The 15364-nt window shown below is 73.3% G+C and carries 16 protein-coding genes; 13 read left to right on the top strand and 3 right to left on the bottom strand.

Going from position 1 to position 15364, the window contains the following annotated elements; all coding sequences use genetic code 11:
* Positions 1–248 precede the first annotated feature (248 nt).
* Genes Q8R60_00520 through Q8R60_00510 form a run of 3 tightly spaced genes read right to left on the bottom strand, consistent with a single transcriptional unit; the run spans position 249 to position 1908 of the window.
* Entirely contained in the window at positions 249–902 is a 654-nt protein-coding gene (locus Q8R60_00520; GenBank protein MDP3710950.1) for a DUF2461 domain-containing protein, read from the bottom strand.
* Entirely contained in the window at positions 899–1402 is a 504-nt protein-coding gene (locus Q8R60_00515; GenBank protein MDP3710949.1) for a GNAT family N-acetyltransferase, read from the bottom strand. Before Q8R60_00515 ends, Q8R60_00520 begins: the two co-directional genes overlap by 4 nt.
* Positions 1403–1425: 23 nt before the next feature.
* The gene (locus tag Q8R60_00510; protein MDP3710948.1) at positions 1426–1908 is read right to left on the bottom strand and encodes a GNAT family N-acetyltransferase; all 483 of its coding nucleotides are present in this window, start codon (positions 1906–1908) and stop codon (positions 1426–1428) included.
* Positions 1909–1933: 25 nt separating this feature from the next.
* Between Q8R60_00510 and Q8R60_00505 the strand changes: the two genes are divergently transcribed.
* The 13 genes from Q8R60_00505 to Q8R60_00445 all read left to right on the top strand — a co-directional run bounded on the left by Q8R60_00505 (position 1934) and on the right by Q8R60_00445 (position 15287).
* On the top strand, positions 1934–3133 hold the full coding sequence (locus tag Q8R60_00505; GenBank protein ID MDP3710947.1) for a crosslink repair DNA glycosylase YcaQ family protein: 1200 nt from the start codon (positions 1934–1936) through the stop codon (positions 3131–3133).
* 42 nt (positions 3134–3175) lie between these two features.
* Entirely contained in the window at positions 3176–4189 is a 1014-nt protein-coding gene (locus Q8R60_00500) for a GNAT family N-acetyltransferase (protein MDP3710946.1), read from the top strand.
* Between the two features lie 101 nt (positions 4190–4290).
* A complete protein-coding gene (gene thyX, locus Q8R60_00495) occupies positions 4291–5043 on the top strand; it encodes an FAD-dependent thymidylate synthase (protein MDP3710945.1) in 753 nt (250 codons plus the stop codon).
* 57 nt (positions 5044–5100) lie between these two features.
* On the top strand, positions 5101–6087 hold the full coding sequence (gene paaA / locus Q8R60_00490) for a 1,2-phenylacetyl-CoA epoxidase subunit PaaA (protein ID MDP3710944.1): 987 nt from the start codon (positions 5101–5103) through the stop codon (positions 6085–6087).
* The gene (gene paaB, locus Q8R60_00485; protein ID MDP3710943.1) at positions 6084–6380 is read left to right on the top strand and encodes a 1,2-phenylacetyl-CoA epoxidase subunit PaaB; all 297 of its coding nucleotides are present in this window, start codon (positions 6084–6086) and stop codon (positions 6378–6380) included. Before paaA ends, paaB begins: the two co-directional genes overlap by 4 nt.
* Entirely contained in the window at positions 6377–7153 is a 777-nt protein-coding gene (gene paaC, locus Q8R60_00480; protein MDP3710942.1) for a 1,2-phenylacetyl-CoA epoxidase subunit PaaC, read from the top strand. Before paaB ends, paaC begins: the two co-directional genes overlap by 4 nt.
* A gap of 5 nt (positions 7154–7158) precedes the next feature.
* Positions 7159–7659 carry a 1,2-phenylacetyl-CoA epoxidase subunit PaaD gene (gene paaD, locus Q8R60_00475; GenBank protein ID MDP3710941.1) on the top strand — a complete coding sequence of 167 codons (501 nt, stop codon included), beginning with the start codon at positions 7159–7161 and terminating at the stop codon, positions 7657–7659.
* Between the two features lie 3 nt (positions 7660–7662).
* Positions 7663–8706, top strand: a complete 1044-nt coding sequence (locus Q8R60_00470) for a 2Fe-2S iron-sulfur cluster-binding protein (GenBank protein MDP3710940.1) — start codon at positions 7663–7665, stop codon at positions 8704–8706.
* Between the two features lie 109 nt (positions 8707–8815).
* A complete protein-coding gene (locus tag Q8R60_00465; GenBank protein MDP3710939.1) occupies positions 8816–9184 on the top strand; it encodes an SsgA family sporulation/cell division regulator in 369 nt (122 codons plus the stop codon).
* 40 nt (positions 9185–9224) lie between these two features.
* Positions 9225–10115: a 4-hydroxy-tetrahydrodipicolinate synthase gene (gene dapA / locus Q8R60_00460; GenBank protein ID MDP3710938.1), complete on the top strand. Its 891-nt coding sequence runs from the start codon at positions 9225–9227 to the stop codon at positions 10113–10115.
* Positions 10112–11800: a ribonuclease J gene (locus tag Q8R60_00455; GenBank protein ID MDP3710937.1), complete on the top strand. Its 1689-nt coding sequence runs from the start codon at positions 10112–10114 to the stop codon at positions 11798–11800. The genes dapA and Q8R60_00455 overlap by 4 nt, the downstream gene beginning before the upstream one ends.
* A gap of 453 nt (positions 11801–12253) precedes the next feature.
* The gene (locus Q8R60_00450; protein ID MDP3710936.1) at positions 12254–14725 is read left to right on the top strand and encodes a DNA translocase FtsK; all 2472 of its coding nucleotides are present in this window, start codon (positions 12254–12256) and stop codon (positions 14723–14725) included.
* A complete protein-coding gene (locus Q8R60_00445; protein MDP3710935.1) occupies positions 14718–15287 on the top strand; it encodes an N-acetyltransferase in 570 nt (189 codons plus the stop codon). Before Q8R60_00450 ends, Q8R60_00445 begins: the two co-directional genes overlap by 8 nt.
* Positions 15288–15364: the final 77 nt, after the last annotated feature.

Raw genomic sequence — 15364 nt, 5'->3', positions numbered from 1 at the left:
CTGACCCGCAGCGCAGGGTCCGGCTCACGTCATCACGCGCACCTCGTGTCATGCCCCTGGCAAGATCAACAGCACATCAGGTACGGCGGTCACGCTCGGTCTGCCGCACGGGCGCGTGCACATGTGCTGTTGATCTTGTCGGTGTCCGGGCCCGTCGGATCGGGTGGATGTCCTCGGCGTGTCGCGGCACGACCCGCCGACGAAAGCCACCCGATCCCCAGGTGCCGCGGGCCGGCGGGCCTCGACCCTCAGCGCTGGACGACGTCGCGGGGCGGGCCGACGTAGGTGGCGAGCCAGTCGTTGAGCGGTCCGACGGCGCGCCAGGCGGCCGCGACCCGGTCGAGGCACCCCGGGCCGTGCAGCCACTCCGCGGGCTCGTGGTGGCGGAAGACCGTGAGGGACTTCGCGCGGAGCAGCTCGGCCCGAGGGGCGTCGGGGAGGTAGGGCTTCGGGACCCGGACGTAGCGTTCGCCGCCGACCTCCCACCCGTCGGACTCGAGCGGCGCGAGCACCTGGGTCAACGCCTGGCCGGTGCGGTCGTCGGCGACCGCCGCCCGCAGCCGCTGGCCCTGGTCGGTGCTCGTGTGGTGGTAGCCACCGCCGAAGGACAGCCCGTCGGCACCGAGCTGGCAGTAGAGCAGCCCGGAGGCGTCGTCGCGGGTCACGAAGGCCGCGTGGGTCTTGTAGGGCGTCTTGTCCTTGGAGAAGCGCACGTCGCGGTAGGGCCGGAACAGCTTCGCGGGGCCGAACTCCGCCTCGAGGCCCGCCATCAGGGCGAGCAGCGGGTCACGGACGCAGGCGTCGTACACCTGCTTGTGGTCGGTCCAGTAGGCCTTGGAGTTGTCGGCCTCGAGGCCCTCGTAGAAGGCGAGCGCTTCGTCGGGGATCCCCGCGAAGGTCACGACTCCTCGAGGGAGACGTGGAGGCGGACCTGGCGCTGGCCGGTGTCGAGCGAGCGGGCGACGCCGTCGGGCTCCCAGCCGGAGGACTCGAGGAAGGAGCGGGTCGCGTCGTCGCGTTCCCAGGCCCAGGTCTGCGCGTGGGTCGCGCCGTCGCCGCGCCAGTGGTCGACCGAGGCGGCGAGCAGCCGGGAGCCGTGACCGCGCCGGCCCCAGCGCGGTTCGACGATCAGCGCGGTCAGCTCGACGGTCGCGTCGTCGACCGGCTCGGAGACGGCGAGGCCGACGAGCTCGGGGCCGTCCATCGCGACGAGCAGCCGGTGGCGGTGCGAGGGCGGGACCTCGACGCCGCGCAGCCACACGGCAGCGACCTGCTCCTCGGGGACGTCGAGGACCTCGGGCGGCAGCAGGTCGGAGTAGGCGGTGCGCCAGGTCGACAGCTGCACGCGGGCGGCTCGCTCGGCGTCCTCGGGGCGGGCGGGTCGCACGCTGACGTCGGCCATGCCCCGAGCCTAGGAGGAGCGGGTCAGCCGCACCTCGGCGACCGGCTGGCCAGGGTCTCGACCTTGCGGTGCCCGTCGGGGGCGAAGCCGCAGGAGGCGTAGAAGGCGCGGCTGCGGTCGTTGGCCTCGAGCACCCACAGCGCCTGCCTCGGCCGCGGTCGGCGGGCGAGCACGGCCGAGAGCAGGGCCCGCCCGATCCCGCCGCCCCAGTGGTCGGGCAGCACGTAGAGGGCCCCAAGCTCGGTGACGTCGTCGGGGTCGAGGTCGTCGTCTCGCGGCGGTCCGGCCGCGGCGATGCCGACGACCACGCCGTCGACGACCGCGACGTGCAGCGCGCGGTGTGGGTCCTGGGCCATCGCGGTCCGGCTCGCGGTGAGCTGCGCCGTCACGGCGAGGCCGTCGAGGAACGCGTCGGGGACGAGCCCGCGATAGGCGGCCCGCCAGGTCTCGAGGCGGACCTCGTCGTAGCGGACGACCTCGTCGAGGCGAAGGGCTCGGAGCTCCACGCGCTGATCCTGCCAGGATCGGGCGGTGCAGACCCTCCCGCTCCGCACGGCCCGTCAGATCGCGCTGGCGGCGCAGGGCTTCGCCGACCCGCTGCCCACCGGTGCCGTCGACGCGCGCCACCTGCGCCGGGTCGTCGCGCGGACGTCACTGATCCAGATCGACTCGGTCAACGTCTTCGCCCGCGCCCACCACCTCCCGCCGCTGTCGCGCCTCGGCGCCTGGCCGGTCGGGCTGCTCGACGACCTGGCCTTCCGGCGGCGCGAGCTGTTCGAGTACTGGGGCCACGAGGCGTCCTACCTCCCGGTCGCGCTGCACCCGCACCTGCGCTGGCGGATGGCCCGCGCCGAGGGCCTCGAGGAGGGCTGGGGTGGGCCGCTGAGGGTCTTCCGCGACCGCCCCGACTTCGTCGAGAAGGTCTACGCGATGGTCGAGGAGCGCGGTCCCGTCGGCGCGGGGGCGCTGCGGGAGACGCCGCGCGGTGGCGGCTCCTGGTGGGGGTGGGACGACGTGAAGAAGGCGCTCGAGTACCTCTTCTGGTCGGGTCGGGTGACGACCTCACGTCGTACGACGGGGTTCGAGCGGTTGTACGACGTCACCGAGCGCGTGATCCCGGCCTCGGTGCTGGCGCTGCCGACACCGTCGCGCGAGGAGGCCCAGCGCGAGCTGATGCGGGTGGCGGCACGGGCGCACGGCGTCGGGACGGAGCGCGACCTGCGCGACTACTTCCGGCTACGGCCGGCCGAGGCGAAGGTGGCGCTGGCGTCGCTGGTGGAGGACGGCGAGCTCGAGCAGGTCGCCGTCGAGGGGTGGCGCGATCCGGCGTACCTCTGGCCCGGGACCGCGGTGCCGCGCACGGCGCGCCGCTCGACGCTGCTGAGCCCCTTCGACCCGCTGGTCTTCGAGCGCTCGCGCACGTCGCGGCTGTTCGGGTTCGACTACCGCATCGAGATCTACGTGCCAGCGCCGAAGCGGGTCTACGGCTACTACATCCTGCCGTTCCTGCACGACGAAGGGATCCGGGCGCGGGTCGACCTGAAGTCCGACCGCAAGGCCGGGGTGCTGCAGGTGCTGGGCGCGTGGGTCGAGCCGAAGTCCGACGTGCTGGAGGTGGCCGAGGCGCTTGCGGTGTCGCTGCAGGAGGCCGCCGCCTGGCAGGGCCTGTCGTCCGTGGCGGTCTCCGCCCGTGGCGACCTCGCACCCGTCCTCGCGCCGCTGGTGCGATGAAGGTGCACTGAAACCGCTGGACGCCCCGGGCAGGGTGGTCGGGTGCGCATCGAGCAGGTGGACCCGCGGGACGACGAGGCCTTCGGCCGGTGGTACGCCGTGCTGGCGGCCGTCGAGCAGGACACCCGGCCGGGGGAGAGCGGGTGGACCGCGCAGGACCAGCGCGAGATCGCCGTCACGGGCCTCGAGGCTGACACGGCGACAGGTGAGCTCGTGACGTTGCTGCTCGCCGTGGACGGCGCCCGCGACGTGGGCCTGGGACGGCTGGTCCTCACGACGCGCGACAACCTCGACAGGGCCCGGGTGCTGGTCCACGTGCTGCCGGACGAGCGGCGCGGGGGTGTGGGCACGGCGCTGCTCGAGGGCCTCCTCGCCCGGGCGCGGGCGGCAGGCCGCTCGGTCGCCGGCACCGAGGTCGACGAGCCCGAGGCGCTCGCGGGCGTCAGCCCGGCGCACCACTTCCTCACCCGGCACGGCTTCGACCGCGCGCTGCTCGAGGTACGGCGCGACCTCGCCGTCCCGGTCCCGTCGCAGGTGCTGGCCGGCTGCCTCGCCCACGCTCGCGAGGGCGCCGCCGGCTACGACGTCACGGCGTACTCCCGTCGGTGTCCCGACCACCTGCTCGACGCCCGCGCCGCGCTGGGACGTGCGATGTCGGTGATGTTCCCGAGCGGCGACCTCGAGCTCGAGGAGGAGCAGTGGGACGCCGAGCTGGTGCGGCGCAAGGAGGCGATGTTCGACCGGATGGGGCGGGTCTACTGGGCGGCGATGGCGACGCGGGACGGCGAGGCGGTGGCGTTCACCGAGCTCGGGGTGAGCAGCCACGCCCCGGACCGGGCCTACCAGTGGGACACCCTCGTGCTCCCCGAGCACCGGGGGCACCGCCTCGGGCTGCTCCTCAAGGCCACGGTCCTGGGGCAGCTGCAGACCGACTCGCCCGCGACCCGCACGGTGACGACCTGGAACGCCACCACCAACGCCCCGATGATCGCCGTCAACGAGCGGCTCGGCTTCCGCCCCAACGGCACCCTGTCCACCTGGCAGAAGCGCCTCTGACCCGGCGCGGCGGGACGGGGTCTCGGCGGCGCTCCCGTAGTCTTGTCCCCGGCCCGGCTTCCCCCGCCGCAGAGGGCCTCGCAGCACTCCCGGAGACGCAGTTGCCCGCGCTCGCCCCGCTCAAGGTCCAGGTCATCGGTTACACCCACTTCGCCCCGCCGGCGGACGTGCCGTGGGAGACCGACGTCGACGGCGGCCAGGCGCTCGCCGAGTTCGCCGGACGCGCCTGCTACCAGAGCTGGAGCAAGCCCAACCCGGCGACGGCCACGAACGAGGGCTACCTCAAGCACATCCTCGAGGTCGGCCACCTGTCGGTGCTCGAGCACGGCAGCGTGACCTTCTACCTCTCCGGCCTGTCGCGCAGCCTCACCCACGAGCTGATCCGCCACCGGCACTTCTCCTACAGCCAGCTGTCCCAGCGCTACGTCCCCGAGCGCGACGCCGCCATGGTCGAGCCGCAGGTCATCGCCGAGGACCCCGAGCTGCACGCACTGTTCCTCGAGGCGGCCGACGCGGCGCTGGCGTCGTACACCAAGCTGCTCGAGGGCCTGGAGAAGAAGTTCGCCGACGTCGAGAACGTCACGGCCCGCCGCAAGCAGGCCCGTCAGGCCGCGCGCACCGTGCTGCCCAACGCGACCGAGACCCGCATCGTGGTCACCGGCAACTACCGCGCGATGCGGCACTTCGTCGCGATGCGGGCGAGCGAGCACGCCGACGTCGAGATCCGCGAGCTCGCGATCGCGATGCTGCGCGAGCTGCAGGCGCTCGCGCCCCACGTCTTCGACGACTTCGAGATCACCGCGCTGCCCGACGGCACCGAGGTCGCGTCGTCCCCGATGGTCAGCGAGGGGTAGTGCCCGACATGTGACAGGGGAGTGGCACTCGTGTCGCTTCCCTGTCATACTCGGCCCATGTACACCCAGGGCCTCGACGGCGTCCCCGACACCGCCACCCCGCTCGACGAGAGCGTGCTCGCCGCGCGCTTCGACGCCTACGTCGACGCCGAGCAAAAGGTCGAGCCGACGCACTGGATGCCGGCCGCCTACCGCAAGCTGCTGGTCCGCCAGATCGCCCAGCACGCGCACTCCGAGATCGTCGGGATGCTGCCCGAGGGCAACTGGATCAGCCGCGCCCCGTCGCTGCGCCGCAAGGCCGTCCTGCTCGCCAAGGTGCAGGACGAGGCCGGCCACGGGCTCTACCTCTACAGCGCCGCCGAGACCCTCGGCGTCACCCGCGAGGAGCTCGTCGACCAGCTGCTCGACGGCACCGCCAAGTACTCGAGCATCTTCAACTACCCGACCCTGACCTGGGCCGACGTCGCCGCCATCGGCTGGCTCGTCGACGGCGCCGCGATCATGAACCAGGTCCCGCTGTGCCGCTGCTCCTACGGCCCCTACGCCCGCGCGATGGTCCGGGTCTGCCGCGAGGAGTCCTTCCATCAGCGGCAGGGCTTCGAGTCGATGACGGTGCTCGCGCAGGGCACCCCGACGCAGCACGCGATGGCGCAGGACGCGCTCGACCGCTGGTGGTGGCCGGCGCTGATGATGTTCGGCCCGCCGGACTCCGAGTCGACCCACTCCGACGCCTCGATGCGCTGGAAGGTCAAGCGCTTCAGCAACGACGAGCTGCGTCAGCGCTTCGTCGACGCGACCGTCCCGCAGGCCCACTTCCTCGGACTCACGATCCCCGACCCGGCACTGCGCCTCGAGGGCGAGCACTGGGTCTTCGGCGAGCCCGACTGGGAGGAGTTCCGCCGGGTCCTGCGCGGCGACGGCCCCTGCAACCGCGAGCGCATCGCGGCGCGCCGCAAGGCCCACGCCGAGGGCGCCTGGGTCCGCGAGGCGGCACTCGCTCACGCCGAGAAGCAGCAGGCGCGTACGACGGAGGCCGTCGCATGAGCGTGTCCGGCCGCGAGACCTGGCCGCTGTGGGAGGTCTTCGTGCGCTCGCGCGCTGGGCTGTCCCACACCCACGTGGGGAGCCTGCACGCCGCCGACGCGGAGCTCGCCGTCCAGGGTGCCCGTGACGTCTACACCCGGCGCGGGGAGGGCAGCTCGTTGTGGGTTGTGCCTGCGAGTGCGATCGTCGCGTCGGACCCCGACGACAAGGAGTCGCTGTTCGACCCCGCGCTCGACAAGGACTACCGCCACCCGACGCACTACGACGTCCCCGAGGGGGTGCACGGCATATGAGCTCGGCTACCCCTGGGCTCGCCCCTGATGTCGCGGCGGAGTCGGTGCTGCGGCTCGGCGACACCTGCCTCGTGCTGGCGCAGCGGCTGTCCGCGTGGTGCGGCCACGGGCCCGCGCTCGAGGAGGACATCGCCCTGGCCAACATCGCGCTCGACCTGCTCGGCCAGGCCCGCGGTCTGCTGACCCGCGCCGGCGAGCTCGAGGGCGTCGGTCGCGACGAGGACCGCCTGGCCTACCTGCGCGACGCGCCGGACTTCCGCAACCTGCTGCTCGCCGAGCAGCCGCACGGCGACTTCGCCCACACCATCGTCCGCCACCTGCTGTGGGACTGCTTCGCGGTCGAGCTGTGGCCCGCGCTCGCGCGCTCCTCCGACGAGGTGCTCGCCGGCGTCGCGGGCAAGGCGGCCAAGGAGTCGGCGTACCACCTGCGCCACACCTCCGGCTGGCTGGTGCGGCTCGGTGACGGCACCGAGGAGTCGCGCCGCCGGGTGCTCGACGCGCTCGACGCGCTGTGGCCCTACGCCGGAGAGGCCATGCTCGACGACGACGTCGACCGCCAGGCCGCCGAGGCCGGGCTCGTCCCGCTGCCGTCGTCGATCGAGCCGGCCTGGCGCAAGCGGGTCGCCGACGTCCTCGTCGAGGCGACCCTCCCCGTCCCGCCCGACGTCTGGTGGCAGCGCGGCGGCAAGCAGGGCCAGCACTCCGAGCACCTGTCCTACCTGCTCGGCGAGATGCAGGTGCTGCACCGTTCCGACCCCGACGCCCAGTGGTGACGACGGTGTCGGCGCCCGGTGTCGCGGAGGCCTGGGCGCTGCTCGCCGAGGTGCCCGACCCGGAGCTGCCCACGGTCTCGGTCGTCGACCTCGGGATCGCCCGCGACGTCGTCGTCGACGGCGACACCGTGACGGTCTCGATCACCCCGACCTACAGCGGCTGCCCCGCGATGCGCGAGATCGAGGCCGACGTCACCGCGGCGCTGGCCCGCCGCTTCGCCCACGTCACCGTCCGCACCGTGCTCTCACCGCCCTGGACCACCGACTGGATCACCGAGGCCGGCCGCGACAAGCTCGCCGGTGGCGGCACCGCCCCGCCCGGCCGGGTCCTGCTGCCGCTGCTCGTCGACACTGTCAACTCTGCCGACCCCGGCCGGCCCGCGGCCTGCCCGCTGTGCGGCAGCGCCGAGGTCGAGGAGCTCGCCGGCTTCGGGTCGACCGCCTGCAAGGCGCTGTGGCGGTGCACCTCGTGCCGCGAGCCGTTCGACTACCTCAAGCGGCACTGAGCCGTGCACACCCTTACCGTCGCCGACGTGCGGCGCGAGACCGACGAGTGCGTCTCGCTCGCCTTCGAGGTCCCCGACGCGCTGCGTGCGGCGTACTCCTTCTCGGCGGGTCAGTACCTCACCCTGCGGGCCGTGCTCGACGGGGTGGAGGTGCGCCGGTCCTACTCGCTGTGCACAGCGCCCGGCGACGGCGAGCTGCGGGTCGCGGTCAAGCAGGTGCCCGGCGGCGTGATGAGCGGCTGGGCCGCGACGCTGCGCCCCGGTGACGTCGTCGACGTGCTGCCGCCGGAGGGGCGCTTCACGCCGGCGCCGGACCCCGCGCCGCATCGCCACGTGCTCGGCATCGCGGCAGGCAGCGGGATCACGCCGGTCATCGGCATCGCCCGCCACGTCCTCGCCACCGAGCCGACCGCCCGCGTGACGCTGGTCTACGGCAACCGCACGACCGCCTCGGTGGTCTTCCGCGAGGAGCTGTCGGACCTCAAGGACCGCTACCTCGGCCGGCTGCGGGTCGTTCACGTGCTGTCGCGCGAGGGCGCCGACGTGGCGCTGCACGAGGGCCGCGTCGACGCCGACAAGCTGCGCCGGCTGTGCGCGACGGTGCTCGACCCCACCGACCTCGACGAGGTCTTCGTCTGCGGGCCCCAGCAGATGTCGGTCGGGCTGCGCGCGGCGCTGCTCGAGCTCGGCGTCGACGCCCACCGGGTCCACGTCGAGCTGTTCGGCACCGACGAGGCCCGCCGGGCACCGGTCGCGGTCGACACCAGCACCCCGGGCGCCAGCGCGGTCGTGGTGCTGCGCGGCCGGTCGACGACGGTCCCGGTCGCGCGCGGCGAGACGGTGCTCGACGCCGGTCGGCGGGCCGGGCTCGACCTGCCGTGGTCGTGCCACGCGGGCGTCTGCGCGACCTGCCGCGCGAGGGTCACCGGCGCGGTCGAGCAGGCCGTCAACCACAGCCTGGAGCCGTGGGAGCTCGACGCGGGCTACCGCCTCACCTGCCAGAGCACGGCGGTGGACGACGACCTGGTCGTCGACTACGACGCGTGACCGCATGACTGCGAGTAGTCAAGCTGAGGGATTCGCTCACAGTCGGTGATGACCCGCCGATGGGAGCCCGTCGGAGCGGATGGGGGATGAGATGAGTGAGCCGGGCAGCGTGACACGGGCGGTAGGCGGGCTGCTGCGCGCCGACTCCCAGCCCGACCTGTGGCTGCCCGTGCTGCTGCGCTGGACCCCGTCGGACCCCTTCGCAGTGCGGATGGTGCTGCTCGTGGACACGACCTCGAGCGTCGAGTGGCTGCTGTCGCGAGAGCTGCTCACCGAGGCGCTGACCGGGCCGGCTGGGTGCGGTGACGTGTACGTGCGCGTCGACGGCGGCGACGTCGTCGTGGACCTCGCGGGCGAGTGCTGCCTGCTCCTGCCGCTCACCGACGTCGTCGAGGTGCTGACTGCGTCGTACGCCGTCGTGCCCACCGGCAGCGAGGCGGTCAGCGACGCCGCCTTCTCCGCGCTGCTGGGGGCCTGACGTCGGCGGTCGGGCGGCCGCTGGCGGGTAGGTTCAGGCCATGACGACGACCCCCGCGCCGTTCGGACGCGTGCTCACCGCGATGGTCACGCCGCTGCTCCCCGACGGGTCGCTCGACCTGCCCCGGGCGCAGGCCCTCGCCGACCGGCTGGTGGCCGACGGCAACGACGGGCTGGTCATCAGCGGTACGACGGGGGAGGCCCCCACCACGCACCGCGAGGAGAAGGCCGACCTGCTGCGTGCGGTCGTCGAGGCGGTCGGCGGCCGGGCCAAGGTCGTCGCCGGGGTCGGCAGCAACGACACGGTGCACGCGGTCGGCATGGCGCGCGACGCGGACAAGGCCGGCGCCGACGGGCTGCTCGTCGTGACGCCCTACTACAACAAGCCCCCGCAGGCCGGCGTCATCGCCCACACGGTCACCGTCGCCGAGGCGACCGCCTTGCCGGTGATGCTCTACGACATCCCCGGCCGCACCGGGATCGCGCTGACCGAGAGCACCATCCTCGAGCTCGCCGCGCACCCGCAGGTGGTCGCGATGAAGGACGCCAAGCTCGACCTCGAGTCCACCTCCTGGGTGCTGTCGCAGACCGACCTCGCCTACTACTCTGGGCACGACCCGTGGACGCTGCCGCTGCTCGCCCTCGGAGCGGTGGGAGTCGTCGGGACGTCGACCCACCTGGTCGCGCGTCGTACCTCCGAGATGGTGGCGGCCTTCCTCGCCGGCGACGTGGCGGGTGCGCGGGCGCTGCACGAGGGGATGCTGCCGATCTACGCCGGCATCTTCCGGACGCAGGGCACCATCCTCGTGAAGGCGGCCCTGGCGCTGCTCGACTTCCCGGTCGGCGGCGTGCGGCTGCCGCTCGTCGAGGCCACCGAGGCCGAGGTCGCCCAGTTGCGCACCGACCTCGTCGCCGCGGGCGTGCTGTCGTGAGCCACCCGCACCCCGAGCTCGGCCCGCCGCCGCCGCTGCCCGCGGGCGGCCTGCGCGTCGTCGCGCTCGGCGGCCTTGCCGAGATCGGCCGCAACATGACGGTCTTCGAGCACGCCGGCCGGCTGCTCGTCGTCGACTGCGGCGTGCTCTTCCCGGAGGACGACCAGCCCGGCATCGACCTCATCCTCCCGGACTTCTCCTACATCCGTGACCGGCTCGACGACATCGAGGCGGTCGTGCTCACCCACGGCCACGAGGACCACATCGGGGCGCTGCCCTACCTGCTGCGCGAGCGCGGCGACATCCCCGTCGTCGGTAGCCGCTTCACCCTCGCGCTGCTCACCGCCAAGCTGCGCGAGCACCGCATCACGCCTGTCGTCACCCAGGTGGCGGAGGAGGAGACGCTGCAGCTCGGGCCGTTCGGCTGCGAGTTCTTCGCGGTCAACCACTCCATCCCCGACGCGCTCGCGGTCGCGATCCGCACCGAGGCCGGCCTGGTCCTGCACACCGGCGACTTCAAGATGGACCAGCTGCCGCTCGACGGCCGGCTCACCGACCTCGGCGGCTTCGCCCGGCTCGGGCGCGAGGGCATCGACCTGCTGCTGTCGGACTCCACCAACGCCGAGGTCCCCGGCTTCGTCACCTCCGAGCGCGAGATCGGACCGGTCGTCGACGAGGTCGTGCGGACCTCGACGGGCCGCGTCATCGTGGCCTGCTTCGCCTCCCACGTGCACCGCGTCCAGCAGGTCCTCGACGCCGCCCACGCCCACGGCCGCCACGTCGCCTTCGTCGGCCGGTCGATGGTCCGCAACATGGGCGTCGCCTCCGACCTCGGCGTGCTCACCATCCCGCCCGGACTCATCGTCGACATGAAGGACGTCGAGCAGCTGCCGGCGTCTCGGGTCGTGCTCGTGTCGACCGGGTCGCAGGGCGAGCCGCTGTCCGCGCTGTCGCGGATGGCCAACCGCTCTCACCACCAGATCCGCATCGAGAGCGAGGACACCATCGTGCTCGCGTCCTCGCTGATCCCGGGCAACGAGAACGCCGTCTACCGCGTCATCAACGGGCTGTCGCGGTGGGGCGCGCGGGTCGTGCACAAGGGCGTGGCGAAGGTGCACGTGTCGGGTCACGCCCCGGCCGGCGAGCTGCTCTACCTGCTCAACGCCACCAAGCCCTCCAACCTCATGCCGGTGCACGGCGAGTGGCGCCACCTGCGCGCCCACGCCGAGCTCGGGCGGCTGTCCGGTGTGCCCGACGACCGGATCGTGCTCGCCGAGGACGGCGTCGTCGTCGACCTCGTCGACGGCAAGGCCACCATCACCGGTGCGGTGCCGTGCGGCTACGTCTACGTCGACGGCGCCGAGGTCGGTGACGTCTCCGACATCACGCTCAAGGACCGCCGGATCCTCGGCGACGAGGGCTTCATCTCCATCACTGTCGCGGTCGACAGCGTCACCGGCAAGATCGCCGGGGGGCCGGAGGTCGCCGCCCGTGGCTTCACCGACGACCCGGGTGCCTTCGACGCCGTCATCCCGCTCATCGAGGCCGAGCTCGACAAGGCCGCGCGCGAGGGGGTCGCCGACCCGCACCAGATCGCGCAGCAGGTACGCCGGGTCGTCGGCCGCTGGGTCTCCGACACCTACCGTCGCCGCCCGATGATCATCCCCGTCATCGTCGAGGTCTGACCCGCCCGCCCCGCCCCGCCAGCCGCCCGCCCGCCCCGGCGCCCCGCCCGCCCGCCCCGGCGCCCCGCCCCGAAACCCCCGGTGATCTTCGCCCTGTTGCGGATCGCCACGCTCAGCGCACCGCAACGGGGCGAAGATCGTCGTGGCCTGCCCGCGGGGCGGTAACGGCCGGGGCGGCGGTCCGTTCTGCTTCCACCTGGCACCTACTCGGCGAGGTCGCCCGCCCGCGGAGCGCCAGCGGCACGGTGAGGTGGAAGCAGAAAGGATCGCGCCGACAGGGAGGCGGGGGAGGCGGGTGAGGTGGGGGCGGGGATGTGGCGATCTCGCACGCTGGGCCACGCTGACGTGATCGCCACGTCTCCGAGTGGGGGCGGGCGGGGACAAGCGAGCGCGGCGGCGTGTCGCGGGTGTGACGGGTGTGACGGGTGGTACTGCAGAGGTACCGTCGCGACCATGGCCAGTCGTACGCCCACGCCCGCCCGCCCCCGCTCCACGGGTGGTGGCCGCGGTGGCGCGCCCACCCGCACGAAGGCGGCACCGCGCACGAAGGCGGCACCGCGGGCGAAGGCTGGGGGAGGCACCGGCAAGAGCACCCGCACGAGCACCCGCACGAGCGCCCGCAAGGCGCCCCAGCGCGGCCCGAACCCGGTCGTCGCCCTGCTCGGCGTCCTCACCCGCCTGGTCACGGGCACGCTGCGCGCAGTGGCCCACGCCGTCGGCGGCAGCGTCCGCACCGCGACCGGTGGCGCCCGCGACCTCGACCCCGCCCACCGCCGTGACGGCCTGGGACTGCTGCTGCTCGCCGGCGCGTTCGTCACCGCCGCGGGAGCCTGGTGGCACGCCGGCAGCGCCGGCGACGGCATCGCCGACGTCCTCACCGGCGCGGTCGGCAAGGGCGCGCTGCTGCTCCCGCCGCTGCTCGCCGTCTACGCCTGGCGGGTCCTGCGCCACCCCGAGCCGCAGGGCGCGGCGGGCCGGCTGCTCGTGGGCTGGGCGGCGCTGTCGCTCGGGGCGCTCGGCGTCCTGCACGTCGTGCGCGGCAGCGACACCGCCCGCGAGGACAAGGGCGGTGTCGTCGGCTTCCTGCTGGGTGACCCGCTCGCGGCGGCGCTGACCGGCGTACTCGCCTTCCCCGTCCTGCTCCTGCTCGCCGCCTTCGGCCTGCTCGTCGTCACCGCCACTCCGGTCCACCAGGTGCCGGCCCGGTTGCGGGCCCTGCGCGACCGGGCGCTGTTCCGGACCCCGGCGGAGGAGCCGCCGGCGCCAGAGACCCCGGAGCCGCTCGAGCCGCTCCAGCGCCGTCGGCCGCGCAGCCGCCAGGGGGTCGCCGCAGCCCAGGACGGCCCGCCGGACCTCGACGTGGTCATCGTCGACCACAACGCCGTCGCGGCCGAGACCGTCACTCCGCCGCCGGTCCACACCCCCGCGCCGAAGAAGGCCGAGCAGCTCGTCCTCAAGGGCGACTACGTCCTGCCGCCCGCCGATCTGCTCGGCACCGGCACCCCGCCGAAGACCCGCAGCGCCGCCAACGACGAGGTCATCGCCGCCCTCACCCAGGTGCTGGAGGACTTCCAGGTCGACGCGAGCGTTACCGGCTTCAGCCGCGGCCCGACGGTCACCCGCTACGAGATCGAGCTCGGCCCGGCCGTGAAGGTCGAGCGGGTCAAGGCGCTGCAGCGCAACATCGCCTACGCCGTGAAGAGCTCCGACGTCCGCATCATCGACGTCATCCCCGGCAAGTCCGCGATCGGCATCGAGATCCCCAACGCCGACCGCGAGAACGTCAGCGTCGGTGACGTCCTGCGCAGCCACGCCGCGACCAGCGACCACCACCCGATGCTCGTCGCCCTCGGCAAGGACATCGAGGGCGGCTTCGTCATGGCCAACATCGCCAAGACGCCGCACATCCTCGTCGCGGGCGCGACCGGCGCCGGCAAGTCGACCTGCATCAACGCCCTGCTCGTCAGCATCCTCACCCGCGCGACCCCCGACGAGGTGCGCCTCATCCTCGTCGACCCCAAGCGGGTCGAGCTCACCGCCTTCGAGGGCGTGCCGCACCTCATCACGCCGATCATCACCAACCCGAAGAAGGCCGCCGAGGCCCTGCAGTGGGTCGTGCGCGAGATGGACATGCGCTACGACGACCTCGCCGCGAGCGGCTTCCGCCACGTCGACGACTTCAACGCCGCGGTCCGCCGGGGCGAGCTGACGGCGCCGGAGAACAGCGAGCGGGTCTACCAGCCCTACCCCTACCTCATGGTGATCATCGACGAGCTCGCCGACCTCATGATGGTCGCGCCGCGCGACGTCGAGGACGCGATCGTGCGCATCACCCAGCTCGCGCGCGCCGCCGGCATCCACCTGGTGCTCGCGACCCAGCGCCCGTCCGTCGACGTCGTCACCGGCCTGATCAAGGCCAACGTCCCGAGCCGGCTGGCGTTCGCGACCAGCTCCGGCACCGACTCGAAGGTCATCCTCGACCAGCCCGGTGCCGAGAAGCTCATCGGCAAGGGCGACAGCCTCTTCCTGCCGATGGGGGCGAGCAAGCCCATCCGCATCCAGGGCGCCTACGTCTCCGACGCCGAGGTCGCGGCCGTCGTGAAGCACTGCAAGGAGCAGCGCCAGCCGGCCTTCCGTGAGGACATCGCCGCGCCGGTCGCCGCCGAGCGGCAGGTCGACGAGGAGATCGGCGACGACCTCGACCTGCTCTGCCAGGCCGTCGAGCTCGTCGTGACCACGCAGTTCGGCAGCACGAGCATGCTGCAGCGCAAGCTGCGGGTCGGCTTCGCCAAGGCCGGCCGCCTCATGGACCTCATGGAGAGCCGCGGCGTCGTCGGCCCGTCGGAGGGCAGCAAGGCCCGCGACGTCCTCATCCGCCCCGACGAGCTCGAGAGCGTCCTGACGGTGATGCGCGGCGGTGAGTGAGCTCGACCTGCGCTGGCTGACCGGACCGCCAGGAGAGGCCGAGCGCGCAGCCGTCCACGGCCTCGTCGCGACGGTCGCGGCGCTCGGTGGCGCCGTCGGCTGGCTGCACGTCCCCGACCGCGGGGAGGTTGACGCCTGGCTGGACGGGCTCGCCCCCGGGACACGGACGATCACGGCGTACGACGACCGCGGTGCGCTCGTCGGTCTGGGCACCTGGGCGCGGCTGTCCGCGCCTGTCCTGCGGCACGACGCCGAGATCCGCAAGGTGATGGCCCACCCGGACAGTCGCGGGCGGGGAGTCGGCCCGGCCATCACCGCCGCACTGGTGGCCGATTGCCGGGCGGCCGGCGTCGAGGCGGTCACCCTGGACTGCCGGGGCAACAACCACGCCGCGCTGCGGATGTACGCCCGCCTCGGCTTCGTCGTGACGGGTCGTCGGCCGGACTGGATCGCGGTCGGTGACGAGCGCTTCGACCAGGTGCTGATGCACCTCGACCTGCGCGACGGGACCGAGCCGTTGCTCCGTCACGGCGGTCGGCGGGAGGGTCCCGGGGCCTCCTGACGGGCGGCTCGGTGACCCCCGCAGTGGGTGTCCTTTGTGGACTTCGCGACAACGGTCCTAGACTCACCCGAGTCACA

It is taken from the genome of Mycobacteriales bacterium (assembly GCA_030697205.1).
GTDB lineage: Bacteria > Actinomycetota > Actinomycetes > Mycobacteriales > SCTD01 > JAUYQP01.
The sequence above is the reverse complement of the archived record's forward strand: the minus strand, read 5'-3'. Positions and strand labels throughout refer to the sequence as shown.

What these genes read in the sequence shown, in the direction of transcription:
- paaA (MDP3710944.1), top strand. Translation starts at nt 5,101, where the DNA reads ATGTACACCCAGGGCCTCGACGGCGTCCCCGACACCGCCACCCCGCTC.
- Q8R60_00450 (MDP3710936.1), top strand. Translation starts at nt 12,254, where the DNA reads ATGGCCAGTCGTACGCCCACGCCCGCCCGCCCCCGCTCCACGGGTGGT.
- paaC (MDP3710942.1), top strand. Translation starts at nt 6,377, where the DNA reads ATGAGCTCGGCTACCCCTGGGCTCGCCCCTGATGTCGCGGCGGAGTCG.
- paaB (MDP3710943.1), top strand. Translation starts at nt 6,084, where the DNA reads ATGAGCGTGTCCGGCCGCGAGACCTGGCCGCTGTGGGAGGTCTTCGTG.
- Q8R60_00515 (MDP3710949.1), bottom strand. Translation starts at nt 1,402, where the DNA reads ATGGCCGACGTCAGCGTGCGACCCGCCCGCCCCGAGGACGCCGAGCGA.
- dapA (MDP3710938.1), top strand. Translation starts at nt 9,225, where the DNA reads ATGACGACGACCCCCGCGCCGTTCGGACGCGTGCTCACCGCGATGGTC.